25 protein-coding genes are annotated in these 22,877 nt (G+C 65.5%); 11 read left to right on the forward strand and 14 right to left on the reverse strand.

The window, feature by feature from the left end; translation table 11 throughout:
• Window positions 1-56 precede the first annotated feature (56 nt).
• From FOF45_RS04455 to FOF45_RS04475, 5 genes are all read left to right on the forward strand, one after another.
• Entirely contained in the window at window positions 57-3,038 is a 2,982-nt protein-coding gene (locus FOF45_RS04455; protein WP_158982794.1) for a death domain-containing protein, read from the forward strand.
• Window positions 3,039-3,205: 167 nt separating this feature from the next.
• Window positions 3,206-3,547, forward strand: a complete 342-nt coding sequence (locus FOF45_RS04460) for an ArsR/SmtB family transcription factor (RefSeq protein WP_158982795.1) — start codon at window positions 3,206-3,208, stop codon at window positions 3,545-3,547.
• Window positions 3,544-4,023, forward strand: a complete 480-nt coding sequence (locus FOF45_RS04465; RefSeq protein WP_158982796.1) for an SRPBCC domain-containing protein — start codon at window positions 3,544-3,546, stop codon at window positions 4,021-4,023. Before FOF45_RS04460 ends, FOF45_RS04465 begins: the two co-directional genes overlap by 4 nt.
• 10 nt (window positions 4,024-4,033) lie before the next feature.
• A complete protein-coding gene (locus FOF45_RS04470; RefSeq protein ID WP_158982797.1) occupies window positions 4,034-4,924 on the forward strand; it encodes a pseudouridine synthase in 891 nt (296 codons plus the stop codon).
• Between the two features lie 122 nt (window positions 4,925-5,046).
• Entirely contained in the window at window positions 5,047-5,946 is a 900-nt protein-coding gene (locus FOF45_RS04475; RefSeq protein ID WP_158982798.1) for a TolB family protein, read from the forward strand.
• Window positions 5,947-6,006: 60 nt separating this feature from the next.
• On the opposite strand, the gene FOF45_RS04480 is transcribed toward FOF45_RS04475, so the two are convergent.
• The 7 genes from FOF45_RS04480 to FOF45_RS04510 all read right to left on the reverse strand — a co-directional run bounded on the left by FOF45_RS04480 (window position 6,007) and on the right by FOF45_RS04510 (window position 9,229).
• Window positions 6,007-6,366: a hypothetical protein gene (locus FOF45_RS04480; protein ID WP_158982799.1), complete on the reverse strand. Its 360-nt coding sequence runs from the start codon at window positions 6,364-6,366 to the stop codon at window positions 6,007-6,009.
• A 36-nt stretch (window positions 6,367-6,402) separates the two neighbouring features.
• Window positions 6,403-6,762 carry a hypothetical protein gene (locus FOF45_RS04485; RefSeq protein WP_158982800.1) on the reverse strand — a complete coding sequence of 120 codons (360 nt, stop codon included), beginning with the start codon at window positions 6,760-6,762 and terminating at the stop codon, window positions 6,403-6,405.
• A gap of 57 nt (window positions 6,763-6,819) precedes the next feature.
• Window positions 6,820-7,308, reverse strand: a complete 489-nt coding sequence (locus FOF45_RS04490; RefSeq protein ID WP_158982801.1) for a hypothetical protein — start codon at window positions 7,306-7,308, stop codon at window positions 6,820-6,822.
• A gap of 96 nt (window positions 7,309-7,404) precedes the next feature.
• Window positions 7,405-7,746, reverse strand: a complete 342-nt coding sequence (locus FOF45_RS04495; protein ID WP_158982802.1) for a YciI family protein — start codon at window positions 7,744-7,746, stop codon at window positions 7,405-7,407.
• Window positions 7,747-7,820: 74 nt separating this feature from the next.
• Window positions 7,821-8,318, reverse strand: coding sequence for a DUF2199 domain-containing protein (locus FOF45_RS04500; protein ID WP_158982803.1), 498 nt, complete (start codon window positions 8,316-8,318; stop codon window positions 7,821-7,823).
• Complete coding sequence (locus FOF45_RS04505) at window positions 8,315-8,605, reverse strand: hypothetical protein (RefSeq protein ID WP_233264046.1); 291 nt, start codon at window positions 8,603-8,605, stop codon at window positions 8,315-8,317. Before FOF45_RS04505 ends, FOF45_RS04500 begins: the two co-directional genes overlap by 4 nt.
• 195 nt (window positions 8,606-8,800) lie before the next feature.
• Window positions 8,801-9,229 carry a hypothetical protein gene (locus tag FOF45_RS04510; RefSeq protein WP_158982805.1) on the reverse strand — a complete coding sequence of 143 codons (429 nt, stop codon included), beginning with the start codon at window positions 9,227-9,229 and terminating at the stop codon, window positions 8,801-8,803.
• 148 nt (window positions 9,230-9,377) lie between these two features.
• Between FOF45_RS04510 and FOF45_RS04515 the strand changes: the two genes are divergently transcribed.
• The gene (locus tag FOF45_RS04515; protein WP_158982806.1) at window positions 9,378-10,223 is read left to right on the forward strand and encodes a bile acid:sodium symporter family protein; all 846 of its coding nucleotides are present in this window, start codon (window positions 9,378-9,380) and stop codon (window positions 10,221-10,223) included.
• A gap of 17 nt (window positions 10,224-10,240) precedes the next feature.
• Here FOF45_RS04515 and FOF45_RS04520 read toward each other — a convergent pair whose 3' ends face one another.
• From FOF45_RS04520 to FOF45_RS04550, 7 genes are all read right to left on the reverse strand, one after another.
• Window positions 10,241-11,764 (reverse strand): arylsulfatase, encoded by a 1,524-nt coding sequence (locus FOF45_RS04520; protein WP_199244429.1) that lies wholly within the window; start codon window positions 11,762-11,764, stop codon window positions 10,241-10,243.
• 111 nt (window positions 11,765-11,875) lie between these two features.
• The gene (locus FOF45_RS04525; protein ID WP_158982808.1) at window positions 11,876-12,118 is read right to left on the reverse strand and encodes an XAC0095 family protein; all 243 of its coding nucleotides are present in this window, start codon (window positions 12,116-12,118) and stop codon (window positions 11,876-11,878) included.
• An 892-nt stretch (window positions 12,119-13,010) separates the two neighbouring features.
• On the reverse strand, window positions 13,011-13,517 hold the full coding sequence (locus FOF45_RS04530; protein WP_233264047.1) for an REP-associated tyrosine transposase: 507 nt from the start codon (window positions 13,515-13,517) through the stop codon (window positions 13,011-13,013).
• 87 nt (window positions 13,518-13,604) lie between these two features.
• Window positions 13,605-14,465: a hypothetical protein gene (locus FOF45_RS04535; RefSeq protein WP_158982809.1), complete on the reverse strand. Its 861-nt coding sequence runs from the start codon at window positions 14,463-14,465 to the stop codon at window positions 13,605-13,607.
• A 9-nt stretch (window positions 14,466-14,474) separates the two neighbouring features.
• Window positions 14,475-15,269 carry a TSCPD domain-containing protein gene (locus FOF45_RS04540; RefSeq protein WP_158982810.1) on the reverse strand — a complete coding sequence of 265 codons (795 nt, stop codon included), beginning with the start codon at window positions 15,267-15,269 and terminating at the stop codon, window positions 14,475-14,477.
• A gap of 88 nt (window positions 15,270-15,357) precedes the next feature.
• Window positions 15,358-15,939 (reverse strand): hypothetical protein, encoded by a 582-nt coding sequence (locus FOF45_RS04545; RefSeq protein WP_158982811.1) that lies wholly within the window; start codon window positions 15,937-15,939, stop codon window positions 15,358-15,360.
• Window positions 15,940-16,091: 152 nt separating this feature from the next.
• Complete coding sequence (locus FOF45_RS04550; protein WP_158982812.1) at window positions 16,092-18,245, reverse strand: adenosylcobalamin-dependent ribonucleoside-diphosphate reductase; 2,154 nt, start codon at window positions 18,243-18,245, stop codon at window positions 16,092-16,094.
• A 539-nt stretch (window positions 18,246-18,784) separates the two neighbouring features.
• Here FOF45_RS04550 and FOF45_RS04555 point away from each other — a divergent pair.
• Genes FOF45_RS04555 through FOF45_RS04575 form a run of 5 tightly spaced genes read left to right on the forward strand, consistent with a single transcriptional unit; the run spans window position 18,785 to window position 22,849 of the window.
• Window positions 18,785-20,224 carry a trypsin-like peptidase domain-containing protein gene (locus FOF45_RS04555; RefSeq protein ID WP_158982813.1) on the forward strand — a complete coding sequence of 480 codons (1,440 nt, stop codon included), beginning with the start codon at window positions 18,785-18,787 and terminating at the stop codon, window positions 20,222-20,224.
• A 49-nt stretch (window positions 20,225-20,273) separates the two neighbouring features.
• Window positions 20,274-20,666, forward strand: a complete 393-nt coding sequence (locus FOF45_RS04560; RefSeq protein WP_158982814.1) for a hypothetical protein — start codon at window positions 20,274-20,276, stop codon at window positions 20,664-20,666.
• A 6-nt stretch (window positions 20,667-20,672) separates the two neighbouring features.
• Window positions 20,673-21,221 carry a phage holin family protein gene (locus FOF45_RS18240; protein ID WP_233264048.1) on the forward strand — a complete coding sequence of 183 codons (549 nt, stop codon included), beginning with the start codon at window positions 20,673-20,675 and terminating at the stop codon, window positions 21,219-21,221.
• 6 nt (window positions 21,222-21,227) lie between these two features.
• Window positions 21,228-21,719 carry a hypothetical protein gene (locus FOF45_RS04570; protein WP_158982815.1) on the forward strand — a complete coding sequence of 164 codons (492 nt, stop codon included), beginning with the start codon at window positions 21,228-21,230 and terminating at the stop codon, window positions 21,717-21,719.
• Entirely contained in the window at window positions 21,716-22,849 is a 1,134-nt protein-coding gene (locus FOF45_RS04575; RefSeq protein WP_158982816.1) for an AI-2E family transporter, read from the forward strand. Before FOF45_RS04570 ends, FOF45_RS04575 begins: the two co-directional genes overlap by 4 nt.
• The last annotated feature ends 28 nt before the right edge of the window (window positions 22,850-22,877 follow it).

Raw genomic sequence — 22,877 nt, forward strand, 5'->3', positions numbered from 1 at the left:
TGTCCGATCCCCCGCGGTGATCGCGTTGCTTCTGGATGGAGCCGGGAAAGTGACCGGTGCCCGAGGCCAGCGCGCGCGTCGCGCAGACCGCCCACCACGGCCAGGGAGCGGCAGTCATGCCCGACGTCGGCGACCATCTCAAAACAGGTTTCCAGGGCCTCGCGCTGGACGAAGTCCTGCAGAAGCCCACCTCCGCCCTGTTCGGCGTCAGCGATGCGGCGGCGACGGCGCTCAAGCGCATCGGCGTGGAGACGGTGTTCGACCTCGGGGCGTCGTGGCTGTTCGCGAACGCCGCCGCGGCGATGGCGCTGGACAGCGCCGAACCCGGCACCTCCGGGACGCACCTGCTGGAACCAGCGGCGCCGGACGAACCCGAGGAAGCGGCATCGCGCGCGCTCGAATCGTTGCGTGGAATCTCCGACGAGGATGCCACGCAGATCAAGCAGGCACTGGGCACCACGACGATCCGCGAGTTCGCCCTGTGGCCGCCGCGCGAGGTCGCACGGCGCCTGCTCGGCGAGGCCAGCGGTGCCATCGTCGAAGGCGAGGACGTACACGCCGAAGCGTTGCGTCCGCGCCTGGGCGAGTATCCGACGGAACGGGTCTACTACGACTCACTCGTCATGCTGGGCATGGCCGCCAGTCCGGATCAGCAGCCACTGACCGGAACCATCTCGCTGCAGCCCGTGGTCGACGATCCCTCCGGTTTTGGTCAACCGGCGATCGGTGCGCTCGTCACGCTTTCGCAGTCGTGGTACGCGAAGGGAATCACGCTGGGGCACATGCTGCATTCGCTCGCCCTCGCACCCGGCGAGGCGACGCGGATCGCCGTGATCGACTGGTCGCGCAGGACGCGTGCGAGTGTCTCGGAAACCATCGAAGAAACGGAAGCCCTCGACAGCGCCAGCGAGCATTCGCGCGCGATCAGCGAAGTGCAGAACGCAGTCGCGAACGAAATGCAGAGCGGCGGCTCGATGAGTTCGGGCTGGGCCAAGTCGAGCAGCAAGGGCAAGGCCGGTGGCTTCAGCATCGGCGGCGGCGTCGCCGGCGCGGTCAGCGGTGTCACGGGCGCGCTCGGTTTCGGCGGCGGCAGCAGCAGTTCATCGCAGTCGTCGCAAACCAGCAGCGGAGCCAGCAGCAGCTCGTGGTCGATCGGCAACCGCTCGGTCATGGCGGAGCTGTCGCAGCGCGTGAACGACCGCACCGAGCAGCACTCGACCTCGGTGCGCAACCGCCGTGCGTCGGCGGTTCGCGAAGTTTCGCAATCGGAACACATGGCGCACCTGCAGGCCAATCGCACGTACTACTCGCAGGCGGTGCTGGCCAATATCGACACCGCGACGCTGGTGATGCTGCTGTCGCGCTTCACCTGGAACGGGAAGCCGCTGGTCGACCAGGTCGAACCCAAGCCGCTCGCGATGACCGGCAACTACCTGGTGCTTCGCGCGCCGGTCGAAGACAGCGAAGCGTCAGGGATCGATGGCACCACCTGGGGCAAGCTGCTCAGCGATCGCTCGCTGAACCTTGCGCAGCGCGACGATCGGCTGGTGCCGATCCCCACCGGTGGCGTGTTCGCCGAAGCCGTGCTGGGGCGTTCGAATTCCGCCGAGAAGCTCGACATCACCCGCTTCTGGAACTGGCAGGACTCGCCGATTCCGTTGCAGCCGCCGGAGATCGCGCCGGTCGCCACCGGCAGTCGCGGCACAAGCGAGGACCTCAGGCCGGGCCAGCTCAGCGCCCCGGTGCTCAACGTCCTCACACCGACATCCTTGCCGGAGCCGACCGGACTCACGGCGGCGATGACGGCGCTCGCTAACGGCAGCATGTTCCGCGACATGAGCGGTCTCGCGGGTACGCAGGCGCTGGCCCAGGCCGCGTCCGCGGGCACGCTCGACGCCGCGACCGAAGCGGGCCGGTTGGCCAGCACCAACCTCAAGACCGTCACCGATCAGGCCGTCGCGATGGGCCAGACAGCCGCTGACATGTGGAAGACCGCGCAGGCGAACAAGAACGGGGGCGGCGGAGGCGGTAGCGGCGGAAGCGGCGGCACCGGATCGAGCATCTCCGCCGACGGCGCGCGCATCAACCACGGCCGCGACATGGACCAGCGTGGCGTCACGAATGCCGCGCGAAGCCCGTCGTCCAGCGGCTTCCGCGTCACCGAACAGCAGAGCGAGTTCCAGGCAGCCGGGAGCGCAGGCGACAGCGGCGGCGCCGTGGGCAATGGCGCATCGAGCGAGTTCGTGTTCGCCGAGACCGCCGCCACGGGCGTCTCGCCTAGCCAGATCGCCGCGACCACCAATGCGCTCGGTGGTGGTGTGGCCAACGCGGCGGCGTTCAGTGCACTGTCGTCCAGCGTGGTGTCGTCGTTGAGCATGACCGCGCTGCTGGACAACCTGCTGCTGACGGTGATCCGCATCGACACGGAGGCATCCGGCCTTTCGATGCAGGGGATCAACCTGCGGCCGATGACCGAACACAAGCATGGCAAGGAATACATCGCCATCGAGCTGGGCGCATGGACGAACAGCACGACCGACGTCTTCTACAACATCAAGGCGCACATGGCTCTCATTGACCTTGCCCGCAAGAAGCTGGGCCTGAACGAGGCAAAGGCCCTCCTGTTCGTGCGCGGCATGGCCGTCGGTGCGCTGCGCCACGAGCTGGTGCACATCAAGCAGTTCATAAGCAGGAATGGCAAGACGCCGGTGGACTACCTCGATATGGTCGACCTGGAGATCAAGGCATACGGCTGCGACCCAACGAACGTGGATCCCCAGTCGACGCAGAAGTGGCTCGATGACACGGGAGCCAGCGGCGCGAACGTATTCCTGACCACGAAGCTCAACATGGACCAGAGCACGGCCAATCTGGTGATCGACAAGATCCAGGATGCGCTCGATGAGCGGTGCGCCATCCTGCGGCCCTTGCCCGGCGGGACTTCGGCTGCCGCCAAGACCGCCCTGGTGGCCAATGACATGTTGCCGGCGAAGGTGAACGGCAGCACGAACTACAAGATCGGCGAGCTGTACCAATAACGCGCAGCACGCGCCGCGGATGCGTCGACCGGGCGCGCAGCGAACGTCCGGATCCGGCGCTGATGCGCGCTTGCCGCCGACTCAATACTTAGGTATTGACCTTAGTTTCATCCGGTGCTAGAAACGTCGTGCCGGATCGGACAACCCACCCAACGCACGGTGCTTGAATGGCGCAATCCGCAGTCGCCGACGATGTCTTCTATGCCTTGTCGAACTCGACCCGGCGGAAGGTCCTGGAGCAGCTGTCTCTGGGGCCGGCCACGGTCACCCAGTTGGCTGCACCGTTCGACATGAAGCTGCCCTCGTTCGTGCAGCACCTGTCGGTGCTCGAACGCAGCCGACTGGTGAAGTCGAAGAAGCAAGGGCGCGTACGCACGTACGAGATCGCGCCCGAACGCTTCAAGCTCGCCGAGGATTGGCTGACCAAGCGACGTCAGGAATGGGAATCCCGATTCGACCGGTTCGACGAGTACGTCAAACAACTCAAGCACAAGGAGTCGAAGTCATGAGCGGGCCCTTCGAAGTCAATCCGAAGACCGATTTCGTTCTCGAGCGGTTCGTCGATGCGCCCCGGCATCTCGTCTGGGAAGCGTTGACGAAACCGGAACACCTCAAGGAGTGGTACATGCCCAAGCCTTGGGGCGCAGTCGTCGACTGCGAGATGGACGTGCGGCCGGGCGGCATCTTCAGCATCACGACGGGCGAAGGCCAGGAGCCGCACATGGGCTGCTTCGTCGAAGTCGTTCCGATGGAGCGGCTGGTCTGGACCTCCATGCTGTTCGCCGGCTATCGCCCGGCGGTGTTCGACGACATTCCGATCACGGCCATCGCCACGATGGAAACCTCCGGCAGCGGAACCCGTTACGTCTTCACGGCGCTGCATCGGAATGAAGCCGACCTCGAAGAGAACAAGGCGTCCGGTTGGCAGGAAGGCACCGAGATCGCGATCGATCAGTTCGTGGCTCACATCAAGTCGTTGAAGTAAGCACGCTGGCATGCGCAGTCGCCCGCCCGCCATCGATGGACTCACGGCCAGCACACTGCAGTTGCCGCCCGGGGCGTGGCCGACGGTCCTCGATTGTTTGTGCGAGCGGTTCCCGGCCGTGGCGCGCTCGCAATGGCTGGCGCGGATGGCACGAGGGCGGGTCATCGACAATGCCGGGAACCGGTTGACTCCGGAAACGCCCTATCGCGTCGGGCTCGAAGTCCATTACTACCGTGAAGTCGCGGACGAACCACTGATCCCGTTCGATGAAGTCATCCTGCATGCAGACGCCGACCTGCTCGTGGCGGACAAGCCGCACTTCCTGCCCGTCGCGCCCGCCGGCGCTCATGTCCATGAAACCCTGCTGGGCCGCCTGATCCGCCGCACCGGCAACCACGCGCTGGCGCCGCTGCACCGGATCGACCGGGACACCGCCGGACTGGTGTTGTTCTCGACCAACCCGGACACGCGTGCGCGTTACCAGGCATTGTTTCCCGAGCGGCGGATCGAGAAGGGCTACGAGGCGATCGCACCCGCACTGCCGGACGTCGGGTTTCCATGCGTGCATTCCAGCCGGATGGTCGCAGGCGCACCGTTCTTCCGCATGCAGGAGAGCGATGGGCCGGCGAACAGTGAAACCAGGATCGATGTCGTCGCGCGCGGCGAGGTGCACTGGCGTTATGCACTGACACCGCTCACGGGCCGAAAGCATCAATTGCGCGTGCACATGGCCGCGATGGGCGCGCCCATCGTCAACGATGCGATCTATCCGTCGCTGCTTCACCGCGCCACCGGCGACTACTCCGCGCCATTGCAGTTGCTCGCCAAGCGACTGTCGTTCATCGATCCACTCAGCGGCATCGAACGCAGCTTCACGAGCCAGCTTCTGCTCCAAGGCTGATGGAAGCCGCACGACGGTTTGTCAGGTGGCTCGATGGAAGCTCCCCAGATTGGCACTTCTGGTGCGTTGCCGGGCCCGATATAAACGTCGCATCGCCAGAGCCGACGACAGGGATACACCGGATGATCTCCAATCCCCGCACGACGATGCAGACATGCGCCTGGCTGCTATTCGCCTGCGCCACCGTGGGCTGCCACGCCGGAGACATCGACACCGCGGCGGCCGTTCGCGTGACGCCCGATGTGCTGTCGAGTGGCGAGTACGAGTCATCGCCGACGTTCTCGCAGGACGGCACCGAGGTGTATTTCTTCCGCGCCGATCGCGGCTTCGGGCGCTATCGACTGCTGACCTCGCGTTGCGTCGACGGCCGCTGGACGGAACCGGTATCGCCGTCGTTCGCCAGACCGGGCGTCTCGGAAGCCGACCCGTCCCTGTCCGCGGACGGCCGCTGGCTCTACTACGTTTCCGCCCGCGCCGACCCCGCCGGAGAGCGGCTCGACATCTGGCGCGTGCAGCGCAACGCCGGCGGCGCGTGGGGCGAACCCGAGCGACTGCCCGAGCCGGTGAACTCAGCTGAGTCGCAACTCTTGCCCCGACCACAACCGGATGGCCGCCTGCTCTTCGGCTCCAGTCGACCCGGCGGCATGGGACAGGGCGACATCTATCTGGCCACACCGGAAACCGACGGGCGCTGGCGTGTCGAGAATTTCGGGCCACCCATCAGCTCGGACGCCAACGAGTACGAAGCCGAACTGTCGCGCGACGGCAACGTGCTGGTGACGGTCGCAAACCGCGGCACCACGTCGCACCTGTACGTCTACGAGCGGGACGGCACGACCTGGCGCGAGCGGGGCCGCGTACCGGCGCGAACGGACGTCTTCCAGGTGGGACCGCTCCTCTCGCCCGACGGACGTCGCCTGCTGTTCTCCCAGGCCGACACCTCGGAACGTTCCGGCGAATGGTTCCTGATCGACCTCGAGAAGACCGCTGACTCGCACTGGCCACCGCGCTGCGGTGGGTGAACGCTACAGACAAGCGCAACCGTCAGTCGCTCGCCTCAAGCCTATCCTGCTCCGGTAGGTCTATTCGTACCAGGGGGCGACTGTGGCGCCGAGAAGCATCGCCACGACAAGTGCACCGGACAACACGCCAAGCGACAAGGTACGAACTTGGATGAACAGCTTGCGTAGCCCATAGACGCTTACGTAGAGCATGGAAACGGACGCGGCAACAACCAGGAACGGATAAACGATGAGCGCCCAGCCGACTTGGGCTGGCGCATTGAATCCGAGCAGCCCGGCCACGAAACCTGCAGCCGGGAGCACTGGAAGCAGAAGATCGGTCGCAAACAGACGACGCTCGCGGTAGGCAACGCGAAGCGGTGCGGCCGCCGCGAACAGAAGGATTGCCAACATGGCAAACGCAACGGCTCCAGCACTCATGGCGTAGGCCTCAAACAGACGTGCTCATGGGTCCGGCTAAAGCCCTGCATATGATTGCCCCCGCAAACGTCTGACTAGAAGGAAGCGGACACCAAGCGCCAGCGCAACTGCCAGCGCGGGGTAGAACCACCCACCCAGGATTGCGACGACTACGGTGTTGTTGTCGTACCGCGCCCCGGTGCTATCGACCCCAGCCGCGATAGCTGCCGCGATGCCAGCGGGGTTGTACACATAGATCGTGAATACGATGCCGGCGATCCATCCCGCCATTACGCCAACCGCGGCCCGAAGGAGAACGCTGCGCGGTTTGGGGAAGAACACGGCGGCCATGCCTATGACACAGGGCCCCACCCAGCCGGCAACCGCAACAACGTCGAACACGTCCTGTGGCGACATCGAGATTCCTCTTCGTCCAATAGCTGCTATGGGCCATCAATTCCGCTGCCGCCCCGCCTAACCCTCATGCGGTGGCGTAGCAGCCGCACTCGGGGAGACTGTGTAGTGGAAGACCACGTAAACCGTGCCGCTGGAAGAATGGAAGTCGTGCAACGCGGCCGAGTCGTTGTAGAACCGTGTGAGGCGAGGCGTTTCGCTGTCGGGGGCATCGCGCACCTGCATGTCGAAGGTTGCGGGCTTGTCCGGTGTGAGGGTGTAGCGAACCATGACACCGAAGCTGGCCTGGCTGTCTCCAAATGCGGTCGCGGCCACCGGTTTGATCCGGGCGTGGAGTTTCATCAGTTCGTCGTGCTGGATGTTTCGCCCACAGCGATCGTCGGGACTCATGTACTGGAAGTTCGTCAGCTCGATGTTGGGCGCGGGAGTCCCCTCCGGCTCGGGCAGGAACAGGGCCATCGCCTCGCCGCAGAACATCTCTTCAGGGCTCGCGGCGGCCTGAGCGGCGGCCATCGGGACAAGCAATGAAAGGACAAGCGATCTGATCATGGGAGCCGACTGTGGCAGGCAGGTCGGAGGCGACATTAGCACCAGCCTCGCGCCTCGGATCAGCCCGGGCTTCGCGCTGGTTGAACCCCATCACGATCAGGACTCGGGGTCGTACATGATCTCGCGCACTTCCTGTGCACAGCGACAGGACGCGGCGAGCCTTGCCGCCCACGCCAGCGCTTCGTCGCGTGAGGGCACTTCGAGGATCGAGAAACCGCCGATGACCGCTTTGGTCTCCGGATAGGGGCCAGCGGCGACCGAGCCGTCGGTGGCGACGATGCTGGCCTGCTGGCTCATGATGCCGCCGCCGAAGATCCACACGCCGGCCGCCTTGGCGTCGCGCACGACGGCGCGCGATGTCTCGCCGGCGGTGGCGAGTTCCTCTCCTGAAAGAGACGTCATCGATCCGTCGTCGAACGAGATCAGGTATCGCGGCATATCGGCTCTCCTGTGCTCAATGGCCAGACCGCATAGCTTCCAGCCGGCTGCGTTTCGCAGGCGTGATTTGTCGATCAGCGACCATGAAGAATCGAATGGACGATCTCATGCCAGCGGGCTTCGCTGATGCCCTGCCTCTGCTCGAGCGAGAGCGGGTGATCGCTTGGCGCCACGGTGAAGAGAGGCACGAGACCCGGCGCGCGCGACTGCACGGAAAGCTTGAGATTGATCGTGTCCGGATACACGGCGATGTCGGTGGACAGCCAGCCGAAATACGGCGGATCGTCGGCACGATCGGCGCAACGCCAGCGCTCGGACATGTGCAGGAAGCTGCGCTCGCTGAGCGATGACCACACCGAGAAGGCCAGCGGTTCCGACTGACCGTGCACCAGAATTTCGATGTGTCCGCGGATGAAGAAGGCCTTCTCGTCCACCACGCACTGGTCCGCGGTCAGCTCCACGCGCTGGTCGAATTCGCTCTCCGGAACCATCGCCCGCCACGGAGCCTCGGTGCCGAAACACCGCGGCGTTTCGTTGTCCGCTTCACCGCACAGGGCGCACTTCCACGTCATGCGATGAAGCCAAGGCCCGATGCGAGCGCCAAGCCCAACACCACGAGGATGGTCGCTGCGAACCAGATCGCGGCGGCGACGGGAGGGCCGATGAGCAGTCGGCGGAAGCGCTCGGCGTCGGTGCGCATGACGGGGCGGACCGCGTTCTCCTTCCGGAGTCGGGCCCAACCGCGCGCGAAGAATCCGAACAGCGAAACCAAGAACGAACCCAGGACGACGGCCAACGACCACGAATCCTCGTTCTGGATGCTTGGGCCGATCACCACGGCGAAAATGCCGCCGAGCATCGCGCAGGCGAAACCGAAGCGTGCCCAGGAAAGGTTGATTGTGTTGGTCATGGTCTGATTCGTGGTCCAGGTTTCAAGAAGGATTGGATGCCACCGTCACGCACCGAATTGCCCAGCGCCCTGTCGATGGTCATGCACGATTCGTCGGGCGGTGCGGCCGAGCCGAGCGGATTGCTTTCGTGATCGATCATCGTCCTAACCTTCCACCGCGCTCCCGAACGCGAGCGCGGTGGCTTTGCGGTCGCCGATCAGGGCGCCGCGCATGCGTTGTTCGGTGAGCGGTCGGATGACCCACTCCGCGTCGACCTTGCCGTATCCGACCTGCACGATGGCGATGGCGAGGAAGTACGACGGCCCCGGACCGACGCAGTACCAGAAGGTGTCCGCAGGTAGCGGATCGGCGGCCAGTTGATAGACGTCGTCAGCGGCGAAGCGGACGGTTTGACGGCTCACCTTGACCACTTTCAGCGCCTCGCCGGTGACCTTGCCCTGCGGCGTGTCGAACGTCTTCCGGTCGAAGGTCGCCCTGAGCTCACGCTCGATCTTGCGACGGCCACGCAAGGACAGGTACACGCTACCGCCCATCACCAGCAGCACGACGATCGTGGACGTGAGGTCGACCATGCCAAGCCCCTCCCCGGGCTCCGGCGATCATAACGGCAACGAATCACGCGGGTGGAGGTCGCGCCTCCCGGTCCCGTCGGGTGGCGCTCACGCGGCCACACCGCTTCGTGGGGCAGCATTGCGGCACCCGACGTCAGGCGAGGCGGACATGCGCGACCTAGTCATGCTGGGCATCCAGGCGAGCATCCTGGGAACGGTCTTCTGCTACGGCCTGCAAGCCACGCTGGACGACGCACTCCACCTGGTTCGTCACCGCTCGCTGCTGCTGCGCTCGCTGATTTCCATGTTCGTGGTGATGCCCGCCGCGGCGCTGGTCATCCTGGGCGTGTTCGACTTGCCGAAGGCCACCGCCATCGTGCTGGTGGCGCTGGCCATCTCGCCCATTCCGCCCATGCTGCCGAAGAAGGAGCGCAAGGCGGGCGGTCTTGCGGACTACGGACTCGGGTTGATGCTCACCGTGGGCCTGCTTGCCATCGTCATCGTGCCGCTCGCGGGCGAGCTGCTGGCGCGCTACTTCGGCCGGCCTTTCCACGTTGCGGGCGGCGCGATCGCCAAGCCGGTGCTCATGATGATCGCCGCGCCGCTGGTGCTTGGCATGCTGGCGCGCGCGTGGAAGCCGGAGATCGCAGCGCGACTGGTCAAGCCGCTCCTGATCGCATCGACGGTGCTGCTGGTGGTGTGCGCGCTGGCGATCATCGTGGGCATGTCGCACACCCTCGCCCCCCTGATCCACGACGGCACGCTATGGGCGATGCTGTTGTTCGCGCTGATCGGGCTGGTGTCGGGCCACTGGCTGGGCGGCCCCATCGGCGAGCAGAGAACGGTACTGGCGCTGTCCACGGCGTCGCGGCATCCCGCCATCGCGCTGGCGATTGCGAAGAGCAACTTCCCGGACGAACACTTCCTGGCCGCGACGGTCGTGCTGTACCTGCTGGTGGTGACCGTCACCGTCGTTCCCTACGTGCAGTGGCGCAAACGCGCGACCCGCGATTGAGGCGTGCGGTACCTCGCTCAGAGGCCGATGTCCTTCGGCGGGTACTTCTTGAACGTCGCGGCATGCGCTTTCAGCTCCGCCGACATCGGCGCGATGAACGCGTTCATGCGATGCCCGACGGGGTATTCCTCCTTCGGGTCGATGTAGAGGTTGAACAGCCACGGCGCGATGCCGACGGATGCCACGGTCGTCATGTCGATGTCCAGCCACTGCGAATGCGTGGTCATGACTTTCACGTGGATCTTGTACTCGTACATGCGCATGGCCATGAGGTTCTTTTCGGCCCAGATGTACACCTTCTCGCGGCACGACTCGCCGTCGTCGCACAGCAGGAACGAGGTCTGGCAGATGCCGTCGATGTAACGATCCTGCGGCACCTTGTTCTCCACGCCCGCGAGGTCCAGGCAAGTGTTGAACAGGTCCATGAGGTCGAACAGGCCATCGCTCTCGCGACCCGGCGCAATCATTCCCTTCCAGTAGGCGATGCCGGGGACGCGGACGCCGCCTTCCCATGCCGATGACTTGGCGCCGCGGAACGGGCTGTAGCCCGCATCCGGCCAGCTGTCGCGTTGCGGACCGTTGTCGGAGGTGATGAAGATGAAGGTGTTGTCCAGCACGCCCGCCTTCTCCAGCGCGTCGACGATCTCGCCGATGTACGTGTCGACTTCCACCACGCTGTCCTTGTAGGGGAACTTGCTGCTACTCGCGCCCTCGAAAGCCTTGGACGGAAAGTTGTCGGCATGCACCTTCATGAAAGCGTGCTCGAGGAAGAACGGCTTTCCGGACGCCGCCAGCTCCTTGATCTTCCCGATCGAGAATTCCTTCAGCTTGCGATCGCCGTCGGCGACATCGTCCAGACAGGTGATCTTGCTGGCCTCTTCGGTCTTTCCACCCTTCCATCCGTGGATGAGCGCTTCACTGCCGCCCTCGGCGCGCAACGCCGCCAGACGTTCCGGGTTCAACACCAGATCCGGATAGCGCCGCTTGTCGAAGGCCTGCGAGATCTCCTTCTGTGCCGGATAGAAGCCGTAGAACTCATCGAAGCCGACGTCGTGCGGTCGCATGCCTTCCGCTTCGCCCACATGCCATTTGCCGCTGAGGACGGTGGTGTAACCGGAGTCGCTCAGCAACGCAGCGAGGCTGATTTCATCCGACCACGGATTCTTGCCGACGCGATCGCCGGCCAGAATGGGCCGGGTGAGCCCCGTCCGTACCGGCAACCGGCCGGTGAGAATCGCCGAGCGCGTGGGCGTGCACGTGGGCTGCGAATAGGTCGAGGTCAGCTTCAAGCCTTCGCGTGCCAGACGGTCCATGTTCGGCGTCGCGGCACCGATGGCCTCGCCGCCGCCGAACGCGCCGGGGTCGCCATAGCCCATGTCGTCGATCAGGAACCAGACGATGTTCGGCCGCTTGCCCTTCGCCTTGAAGAGCGCGTCGAGCTTCGCTTGCGCCGCATTCGTCTGGTCCGCGTGCGGAACCGCGGGCTCCAGGTTGTCCCGCGTCCGCTCCGCCTTGCTGAGAGTGCTGGTGCGCTCGCTCACGGCCGACTCCTTCCGCATGGAGTCGAGGACTTCAGCGCGTGACGCATCAACTGTGCGTGAAGGTTGGTTCGCTTCCGCAGTCGAGCCTCATGCTGCCGCGCGCAGCCGCCTTCAGGATCGTCTCGGCGTTGCGCCGTGCAGCACGCCGTCGAGGTCGTTCGCGAGGCGCTGGAAGGTGGTCGTCAGCGCATCGGGAGAGAGGTGCAGCTCCTTGGCTTCATACACGATGCCGGCAGCCGTCATGCGTGCGAGCAGCCGCAGATGGTCGCGTATGCGCAGGAGCGCACCGTGCGCCGCGTCGCTCAACACGTAATGGGTGGAAGGGGATGCCGCCGAACTGCGCTGCCTGCTCATGAGTCGCTCCGTTGACTGAGGGAACCTCGCGGCGATTACCGCGAAGGTGTCGGGAGGCTAAGAACCGAAGCCAGTCGGCGGGCAGGTTTCCCCTCGCGGGTGTTGTATGACTGCCGCCCTCCCGACGCAGATCAACTGCATCGGAGCTTGTGCCCGGTTCAGCTCAGGCACAAAAAACCCACCGGTTTGTCGGAGGTGGGTGCCGCTGACTTCGGAGTTCTCAGGCTCCGGCGACGAGTCTCCTTTCGCTGCGCGCGAAGGGTCAACGCGAAGAAGTCCCACGCAATGGGCGGATCACGAACCAACCAACGTCGTAGCCCGGGTAAGCGAAGCGCACCCGGGACCGCCGCGCCCCCCGAGCGAGCCTCAAAGCCCCGAACGCAAGCCATTTTGTGTCGCCCGCAAGTGATTTTGGCTTGCGCGCGAATGAATTTGCCTTGCGCGCAAGTGATCCTGGCTTGCGCGCGAGTGAATCTGCCTTGCGCGCAAGTGATTCCGGCTTGCGCGCGAGTGAATTTGCCTTGCGCGCGAGTGATTTTGAGTGGCGCGCAAGTGAATTTGCCTTGCACGCGAGTGATTCCGGCTTGCGCGCGAGTGATCCTGGCTTGCGCGCGAGAAAATTTGCCTTGCGCTCGAGTGGTCCCGGCTTGCACGCGAGTGAATTTGCCTTGCGCGCGAGTGATTCTGGCTTGCGCGTGAGCCAGATTCACTTGCGTCCCGCCCTCAAGACCTCGAACGCCGGCCGTTTTGCCGGCACAGGACCCCACCGTAGCCCGGGTAAGGCCAAAGGCCGCACCCGGGAAACCATCGCCGCTTCGCAAAGGAGAGCCCCCGAGTGCGCTCCTCTTACCCGGGCTACGTGCGTGACTAACGCCCACGCATCGATCGGGTGTTACCGAGCCTCACCACCCCAATCGACCGGCAGCCAACCCATCCGCGCGTGGCGGTGAAACGAGGAGAGCGGCCAATCCGCCACGCGCGTGACCAGGCCGTGCTTCACCGGGTTGAAGTGCACGTAATCGACATGCCTGCGCAGATCGACTTCGTCGCGAATCGTGTGTTCCCAGAAACGCGGTTGCCACAATGACACTCGGTCGCCCGGCAGCCTCCGCGTGAAGCCCTTCTTGATCTCCTGCCACAGCTGCGAGTAATCCGCGGTGTCATTGCGCAGCCGGATAACGGCGTGCAGGTGCTCGGGCAACACGACGACGGCGATGACCTCATGCGGAACGCGCGAAGACGCGACTCGCCATGAGGCACGCAACAGGTCGATATGACGCACCAACGCATCGTCACGTCGATCGCGCAGGGTCAGCGTGAAGAAGTAGGTGCCGCCCGGGATACGGCTTCGCCGGTATCGCACCATCCGCGTTGTCGTCCCGGCATTGCCCGGGTTCAACGTAGCCCGGGTAAGGCCGAAGGCCGCACCCGGGGATACCGCATCATCAAGTCAGGGAAAGCCCCGGGTGCGCTTCGCTTACCCGGGCTACGCTGGCTGTCGCGCAGTGTCGATCTCGATCATCCAGCGGATGAAGGCCGCCCCAGAAGTGAGCATTTGCACTGCTAGCGAGACCGGAGCAGTGACCTCAACGCCCACCCCTTGGCCGTGTCGATACTGATGAGTTGCGTTGGTCCAATCCGAAAGTGAACCCACAATCTGCTGGCTTGCATCTGCTGCAACGTTATCGGAGGCATACATCGCCCGGACCAATGGCGAGAGATACTTCTGGATCTCACTTGACCCAAAGCGAGATGCCCCGTTACCAATGACTATCTTTCCGCATGCTTCGACGACCGCAGCAGCTATCGCCCGAATTGCAGCGTTCGTATCTTGCTCAGTGCCGTCCATTGCATCGAATGCTCGTTCAAACTCGCCCTTGACGGAGGCCCACCTTGCCGCGTCAAGCCCGTTTAGAGTGGCCTTCCGATTCAATGCGTATGCCTCATCAACTGCATATCGAACATTGCAGTCCGAATCAACTTCATAGGTTGTGTGCTCTTCCGCAAGCACCCTAGCAACAAAATCACGCCACTCCCGTGCCGCCTGCCGAAGGGTATAAGCATCACTAGGGTAACGCCCGCGCTTATCCGCCTCTTGAAGCAATGCTTGATACACGTGCGTGATTCCATCAAGCACATCGCGCAGAGCAGCCTTCCTAAAGAAGGAATCTAGACTGTACCCACCAATTACAGGAACACGAGCACCCGTTTCCCTCTCGATCCGGGCAACGATGACATGGGTTTCCTTGAAGTCGGAAGCAAACCGTCCAAGACGGTGCCTCATCCGGGAGCTGTCTTCTTGAGCCGCTTCCGGTATGCAGTAGGCACGCGAGAAAGGTTGAGACATTCGGCTAGATCACCCGCACTTGCTATACCCGCAATTCAAACACGTCGCACACCCGTCCATGATCACCACCGCCTTCGTCGAGCACTTGTGGCACATGGTGGCGGACGGCGGGAAGGCGACGCCTTCGCCGGTGATTTCGACGTCTTCGCTGCGCGGGGTGTCGGCGACGCGCGGTTCGGGGAACAGGTCGCCGGCGGGGTTGCTTACGTCAGAGTTTTTTTTTGAGAGTTGCGCGTAGGCCGCGCGCTTCTCGGCGATCAGCGCGCGCTGGGCGTCGCTCATCTCCGGATCGTGGATCAGGCCGATGGACTTGAGGTGGTCTTCCACGATCGCGCCCAGTTCGGCGACCAGCGACGGCATGTACACGCCGCCCGGCTTCCAGTAACCGCCACGCGGGTCGAACACGGCCTTCATCTCGTCGACCAGGAAGGTGACGTCGCCGCCCTTGCGGAACACGGCGGACATGATGCGGGTGAGCGCGACGATCCACTGGAAGTGGTCCATGTTCTTCGAGTTGATGAAGATCTCGAAGGGACGGCGCAGTTCGTGTTCGGTGCCGGCGTTGAGCACGATGTCGTTGATGGTGACGTACAGCGCGTGCTCGAACAGCGGCGACTTGATCTTGTAGGTGGAGCCGACCAGGATTTCCGGGCGCTCGATGCGCTCGTGCATCTGGATCACGTCGGCCGTCGGCAGCGCGTCCACGACGGACACGGGCGCGGCGCCCTTGGCGGCCTCTTTCGCCTTGTCTTCCGGAGTGACGACGGCGTAACCCTTGATTTTCTTGTCGATCTTGACGGCCATGAACCCGCTCCTGGTGCGGTGTTGCTGATCTAGTTATGTGTAATGCGGTGGCCGCGCCGCGTGGGCGCGGCCACCAATCGGGGCTTGCTTACTTCCTGGCAGCTTTCTTCGCGACCTTCTTGGCGGGTCGCTTGACTGCCTTCTTGGCGGCGGCCTTGCGGGCCGGCGCCTTCTTCGCCGTCGTTGCGGCGGATTTCTTCACGGCCTTGCGTACCGCGGCCTTGCGGGTGGCGGTGCGCTTGGTGGCGGCCTTCTTGGCTGCCGTCTTCTTGGTGGCTTTCTTCGCGGTCTTCTTGGCGACGGCCTTCTTCGCCTTGGTGGCCTTCTTGGCGACCTTGCGCTTGGCGGTGCCCTTGGCCTTGGCGACGGCGGTCTTGCCGGCCTTGCGCGCGGCCTTCACTTTCTTGGCAGCCTTCTTGCGCGCGGAGGTGGCCTGGCGCTTGAGCGCGGCCGCTTCCTTCTTGGCCTTGGCGCTGGCGGTGGCGAGCTTCTTCTTGGCGGTCTTCACCGCCTTCTTGGCGGCCTTGCGCGCGGTATCGGCGGTTTCGCGCACGGTCTGCACCGCCGCATCGGCGCGCTGCATCACCGCGGTGCCGATGTTGGCGGCAGTCTCTTTCACGTTATCGGCGGCCTGCGACAAGGTCGCCGTCACTCCGTTGCCATTGCTCATGTGTGCCCTCCTGACGGGCGTCTCATTCGTTTGGCGATGCAGTAATCGGGGTGCTGCGAATTCGATGCTATACCCGCGCGGGCCTGGAAGATGAACGCGGAGCGGCCCGTTCCGCGTTGGAGGCGACGGGTCGCCTCCGGCCCGCAAGTCCGTCAGAACTTGCCGTAATAACCTTCCTTGAGCGCATCGAACAGATTGGCGGCGGTGTGCATCTCGCCGTCGTACTCGATCTGCTCGTTGCCCTTCACTTCCAGCACGCTGCCGTCTTCGAGTTCGAAGCGGTAGGTGGTGTTCTCCAGGTCCTGCTCCTTCACCAGCACGCCCTGGAAGGCGGCCGGGTTGAAGCGGAACGTGGTGCAGCCCTTCAGGCCCTGCTGGTGCGCGTAGCGGTAGATGTCCTTGAACTGCTCGTACGGATAGTCCGTGGGCACGTTCGCGGTCTTGGAGATCGAGCTGTCCACCCACTTCTGCGCGGCGGCCTGCACGTCGACGTGTTCCTTCGGCGAGATGTCGTCGGCGGCGATGAAGTAGTCGGGCAGCTTCGCGTCGGCCTCGTCGGAGAACGGCATCGCCTTGGTGTTGATCAGCTCACGATAGGCGAGCAGCTCATAGCTGTAGACGTCGACCTTTTCCTTCGACTTCTTGCCTTCGCGGATCACGTTGCGGCTGTAGTGGTGCGCGAAGGACGGCTCGATGCCGTTGGAGGCGTTGTTGGCCAGCGACAGCGAGATGGTGCCGGTGGGCGCGATCGAGCTGTGGTGGGTGAAGCGCGCGCCGACGTCGGCGAGCTCTTCGACCAGTTCCGGCGCGACGCCGGCGATGCGCTGCATGTAGCGGCTGTACTTGGCGTGCAGCACCTTGCCGGGAATGTCCTGGCCGACCTTCCAGCCGTCCTTCTTCATCTCCGGACGCTTGCGCAGCATCTCGGCGGTGACCGGGAAGCGCTCTTCCATGATCGGCGCGGCGCCCTTCTCCTTCGCCAGCGCCAGGCCCATTTCCCAGCCGGCGACGGCCATTTCCTGGGCGATGCGCTCGGTGAACTCGCACGACTCCTTGCTGCCGTACTTCATGCGCAGCATGGTCACGGTGCTGCCCAGGCCCAGGAAGCCCATGCCGTGGCGGCGCTTGCGCATGATCTCGTTGCGCTGCTGTTCCAGCGGCAGGCCGTTCACTTCGACCACGTTGTCGAGCATGCGCGTGAACACGCGCACGACTTCCTTGTATTCCTCCCAGTCGAACGCGGCCTGTTCGGTGAACGGGTTGCGCACGAACTTGGTGAGGTTGACCGAGCCCAGCAGGCAGGCGCCGTAGGCCGGCAGCGGCTGCTCGCCGCACGGGTTGGTGGCGCGGATGTTCTCGCACCACCAGTTGTTGTTCATCTCGTTGACGCGGTCGATCAGGATGAAGCCCGGCTCGGCGTAGTCGTACGTCGAGACCATGATCATGTCCCACAGGTGGCGGGCGCGGATGTGGCCGTAGATCTTGCAGGCCACCAGTCCGTCGTCGCGCACGATGTAGTTGCGGTGGGTCGGCCACTCGCGCCACACGACCTGGGCGGCGTCCTTGAGGTCGATGTCGCCCTTTTCCTTGATGTTCACCGGGAACACCAGCGGCCAGTCGGCGTCGTTCTCGACGGCCTGCATGAAGCCGTCGGTGATCAGCAGCGACAGGTTGAACTGACGGAGGCGACCGTCCTCGCGCTTGGCGCGGATGAAGTCCTTCACGTCCGGATGGCTGACGTCGAACGTGCCCATCTGCGCGCCGCGGCGGCCGCCGGCGGAGGACACGGTGAAGCACATCTTGTCGTAGATATCCATGAAGGACATCGGGCCCGACGTGTACGCGCCGGCGCCAGCGACGAACGCGCCGCGCGGACGCAGCGTGGAGAACTCGTAGCCGATGCCGCAGCCGGCCTTCAGGGTCAGGCCCGCTTCGTGGACCTTCTCCAGGATGCCGTCCATCGAATCCTCGATGGTGCCCGAGACGGTGCAGTTGATGGTCGAGGTGGCGGGCTTGTGCTCCAGCGCGCCGGCGTTGGACGTGATGCGGCCGGCGGGAATGGCCCCACGGCGCAGCGCCCAGACGAAACGCTCGTTCCAGTACTGCTGCTTGTCCGGCGTGGGCTCGGCTTCGGCCAGGGCCTTGGCGACGCGCTGGTACGTCGCGTCGATGTCCGCGTCCACTGCCTGGCCGTTCTTGGTCTTCAGGCGGTACTTCTTGTCCCAGATGTCCTGGGACGCCGGCTGCATCGGAATCTCACGCTCGGCCTCGACCGACTTCACCGCCTCCAGACGCACTGTGCTCATGCCTGTCCTGTCTCCCTGTTGCGTGTGGCGGACCGGGACCGCCACGGGTGGATTCTTATGTTGGTTGATGCACCGTCGCGGGGGCCTCAAGGGCCGGCGACGGCTATGCCCGCGAGCGCGTCCAGCGCGCTCGCGACAGCATGGGTTTTCGTCGAATCTGCGCTCATCTGCTCCGCTCCGCGCGCCGTCCCCCGAAAGCGCTCACAGCATCTGCCACTTCGCCAGAAACCCCAAGATTGGGCTCCTGTCGCGACATCGACCACTACATCTAGTGGCCGAAGGCGAGGATTCAAGCTACCCCCGGGTTTGGGATGTGTCAACGCTTTTTTGATGTCAGTCACGAATGTGACGCCGGCCCGCCTGGCACGTGCGTGTGGTCGATCTCTGCGCGTGAGGGCGTTGCATCGCGCGGATTTTCTGGGCCATCCGCGGCTGCGCGCGGTCGGCAGGACCGCGGCGATCTTTACGCACTTGTATCCTCCCGCACGGGCCGCGACATTCGCCGCCTGCCCTGCCGGACTCCACCGCGACGCCCCCCCATGACGACCGCTTCCAAGACCCTGCTCGCCCTGACCCTGGCCGCCGCGTTCGGCGGGTTCGCCGCCACCGCGATCCGCGAGGGGCTGGAGGCGCCCGCCCGCGCCGAGCCGTCCGCCCCCGCCGCCGCGATCGCGCCGACCGTTGCTGCCCTGCCGGCCGTGGTCAGCGGGCAGCCGCTGCCGTCGCTGGCGCCGATGCTGGCCAAGGTGACGCCGGCCGTGGTCAGCGTGCACACAAAGCAGCGCGTGCGGGTCAGCCCGTTCGGCAACGACCCGATCTTCCGCCGCATGTTCCCCGAGCTGTCGCAGGAGCGGATCAACGAATCGCTGGGTTCGGGCGTGATCGTCGATGCCCAACGCGGCTACGTGCTGACCAACCACCACGTGATCGAGGGCGCGGACGAGGTCTCGGTGACGCTCGCCGACGGGCGCACGCTCACCGCCGAGTTCGTCGGCTCCGATCCCGACACCGACGTCGCGCTGATGCGCATCAAGGCACCGAACCTGACCGCCCTGCCGATGGCCGACTCGGGCGCGCTGCGCGTGGGCGATTTCGTGGTCGCCGTGGGCAATCCGTTCGGCATCGGCCAGACGGTGACCTCGGGCATCGTCTCGGCGGTCGGCCGCAGCGGCCTGCGCGGACTGGGCTTCCAGAACTTCATCCAGACCGACGCGTCGATCAACCCGGGCAATTCCGGCGGCGCGCTGGTCAACCTCAACGGCGAACTGGTCGGCATCAATACGGCCAGCTTCAACCCGCGCGGCTCGATGGCCGGCAACATCGGCCTGGGCTTCGCGATCCCGACCAGCCTGGCGCGCAACATCATGGGCCAGCTGATCGCCAACAACGGCGTGGTGATCCGCGGCACGCTGGGCCTGGAATCGCAGGACGTGGACGCACGCATCGCGCAGGCGCTGGGCCTGCCCGAAGCGCGCGGCGCCGTGGTGACGCAGGTGTTCTCCGGCAGCGCCGCCGCGGCCGCAGGCGTGAAGGTGGGCGACGTGATCCTCTCCGCCAACGGCGAGCGCATCGACGGACGCGACGCGCTGCGCAACTTCGAGGGCCTGCAGGCAGTGGGCGGGCGCATCGCGCTGGACGTGCGCCGCGACGGCAAGCCGTTGCAGCTCACCGCGACACTGCGCGCACAGCCCAAGGCCTTCGCCGGTCTGGAACTGGATCCGCGCCTGAACGGTGCGACCTTCGCCGAACTGCCCGAACGCCTGCGCCAGGCCGGCCTGTCCGGCGTACTGGTCGAATCGGTCGAGCGCGGCAGTCGCGCCGAAGCGAACCGCCTGCGCAAGGACGACGTGGTGATTGCGTCCAACGCGGGCAACTTCGAAGATTTACCGGGTTTCCGCGCGAGCTTCACGCAAGCTCCGGCACAGTTGGTCCTGCGCATCGTCCGTGGTGGACGGCCAGCCGATCTGCTGATGCAGTGACGTCGCCGCACCCGGCATGACGCCCGTTCACGACACAGGAGTGGTTTCGATGAATAGCCCGACCGATCCGAGCACGCCGCCTCCGGGCACCTACGGCGAAGGCCTGCGCAGCAATCTGGGCGAAGCCGGCGGCCACCTGCGGCAGGCGGCCAGCGATGCGGGCTCTGCCGTGCGCAGCGCGGCCTCCGCGGCCAGCGAAGAGCTGAAGCTGGGCAAGGCGAACGTCAAGGCGGATCTCGCCGACGGCGCGCTGGCCGGCATCGCCGCCGCCGAAAACGCGGGCGGTGCCGCACGCGAGCAGGTGGATGTACTGATGGACAAGGGCCGCGACCTGATCGACAGCGCCGCCGAACTCATCCGCGAACGTCCGCTCGCCTCCTTCGGCGTCGCCTTCGCGGCCGGCTGGATCATCGCCAAGCTCGCGCGCAGCGGCGACAAGTAAGCGCCCGTGAGCGAGGCCGACGAGCGCGCGCAGGCCGAAGACCCGGGCAAGGGCCCGGCCGCGGAACCGCCGCCGGACCTCACCGAATCGCTGCGCGACATCGGCGCGACCGCGCGCGCCAGCCTCGGCGCCACGGTCGATTCGGCCAAGGCGTTGCGCTCGCTGGTCGCCGCGGACCTCTCGCTCGCGCGCAGTGCGCTCGGCCGCGCGCTCGCGTTCACCGGCGTGGCGATCGTGTTCGGTGCGTCGTCGTGGTTGCTGCTGATGGCCACGCTGGTCGCGCTGCTGCGGCAGTTCGGCGTGTCATGGCTGGGCTCGATGCTGATCGCCGCGGGCCTGAGCCTGGCCGTCACCGTCTACGCCTGCTTCCGTGCGGCGCACTATTTCGAACACACCCGCCTGCAGGCCACGCGCCGCCAGCTGGCGCGACTGGGCATCGGCGAACTGGCCGACCTCATGCCCACGCCGGGTTCCGACGAATCCGCGCGCAAGGCCGCGCGCGATCTGCACGGCGATCCCGATAAGCTGCGCGAGAACGGCATCACGCCGCCCTGATCCGACATGGCATCGAGCAAACGACCGCGCGCGCTGAGCTTCCAACAGCGCATCGCCAAGGTGCAGCAGACCGAGGACGCGCTCGAGGCGAAAGAGCGGGCGGCCGCCACCGACCTGGGCCGGCTGCGCGACTCGTGGCGCGCGGCGTGGACGCCGTGGCGGATCGTGATCGCGGGCGTGGCCGCGGGCTTCGTCGTCGGTCGCTCCGAACCGCTGCGCGCGATCGGCAAGAGCGGTGGCCTGATGCAGCTGGTGTCGATGGTTTCCAGCCTGGTCGCCGGCGGGAAAGCGCAGGTCGCGGCGGAAGAAGCCGGCGACGCCAAGCGCGAAGTGCAGCACGCGAACCTTGAGGAAGGCGTGGGTACGGCGACCCCGACCGATGCCTCGACGACGCAACCGCAACCCTCGAAGATCGACGAAGAAGCGATGGCGCTCGCCCGCGCCGAAGCCCTGCTGCGCGCCGCGCGCAGCGCCACGGTGGACCAGGTGAATTCTTGAACGCGCAACCGCCCGCCGAATCGGCTTCCGGCTCCGACGCTGCCGACGGCGACGCGCCCGATCTTCCCGCGCCTCGCCCGCCGCCGCCGCGCCCGCGCTCGCCGGCCGCGGTGGTGGTGCTGGCCACGCTCGCGGTGTGCTTCACCTTGTGGGCCGCGCAGGAACTGATCCTGCCGATCCTGCTGGCCGCGTTCTTCGCGCTGGTCGGCAATCCGATCATCCGCTTCCTGCAGCGCCTGTATGTGCCGCGTTTCTTCGGCGCGCTGCTGGTGCTGCTGGGCGGACTGACCGCGGCCGGCGCGCTGGGCAACCAGCTGATCGAACCGGCCGGGGAATGGGTCCGCCAGGTGCCGCGCGAGATGAAGCAGATCGCGCCGAAGCTGCGCGACCTGACCAAACCTATGCTCGACGCCAACAAGGCCGCGCAGAACATCGCGCGTGCGGCGGGCGGCGAGAGCACCAGCAAGCCGGTGCAAGTGATCCGCACCGAACTCAACGAACCTTACAAGGTGCTCACCGCGACGCCGCGACGCGTGGCCTCGGTGCTGGCGGTGGTGCTGTTGACGTTCTTCTTCATGGTGTACGGGCAGACGCTGCAGCGAAACGCGCTGGCGCTGCTGCCCACGCGCCAGCAGAAGAAGCTGACGGTGGAGATCCTCACCTCGATCGAGCGCGCGATCTCGCGCTACGTGCTGACCATCACCGTGATCAACACCGTGCTGGGCCTGGCGCTCGCCGCTTCGCTGTACTGGCTGGGCGTGCCGATGCAGGAGGCGCTGCTGTGGGGCACGATGGCGGCGATCCTCAATTTCGCGCCGTACGTGGGTCCGCTGATCGGCATCATCATCATGCTGCTGATGGGCTTCGTCGCCTTCGACGACCTGCTGCCCTCGCTGCTGCCGGCCGGCATCTACCTGGCGCTGCACACGGTGGAGAGCCAGATCGTCACGCCGATCATCCTCGGTCACAGCATGCGCCTGTCGCCGCTGGTGCTGATCCTGGCGCTGATGCTGTTCGGCTGGCTGTGGGGAATCATCGGCCTGCTGCTGGCGGTACCGCTGCTGGTATGCGTGAAGCTGGTGCTGGCGCGCATCGAAGGCCTGGGCGGCTGGGCGAAGCTGTTGGAGTAGCGGAAGCCCCGCGAGGCTTCCGCCACCG

The sequence above is a fragment of the Lysobacter panacisoli genome (assembly GCF_009765165.1).
GTDB classification, from domain to species: Bacteria; Pseudomonadota; Gammaproteobacteria; order Xanthomonadales; family Xanthomonadaceae; genus Lysobacter_J; species Lysobacter_J panacisoli.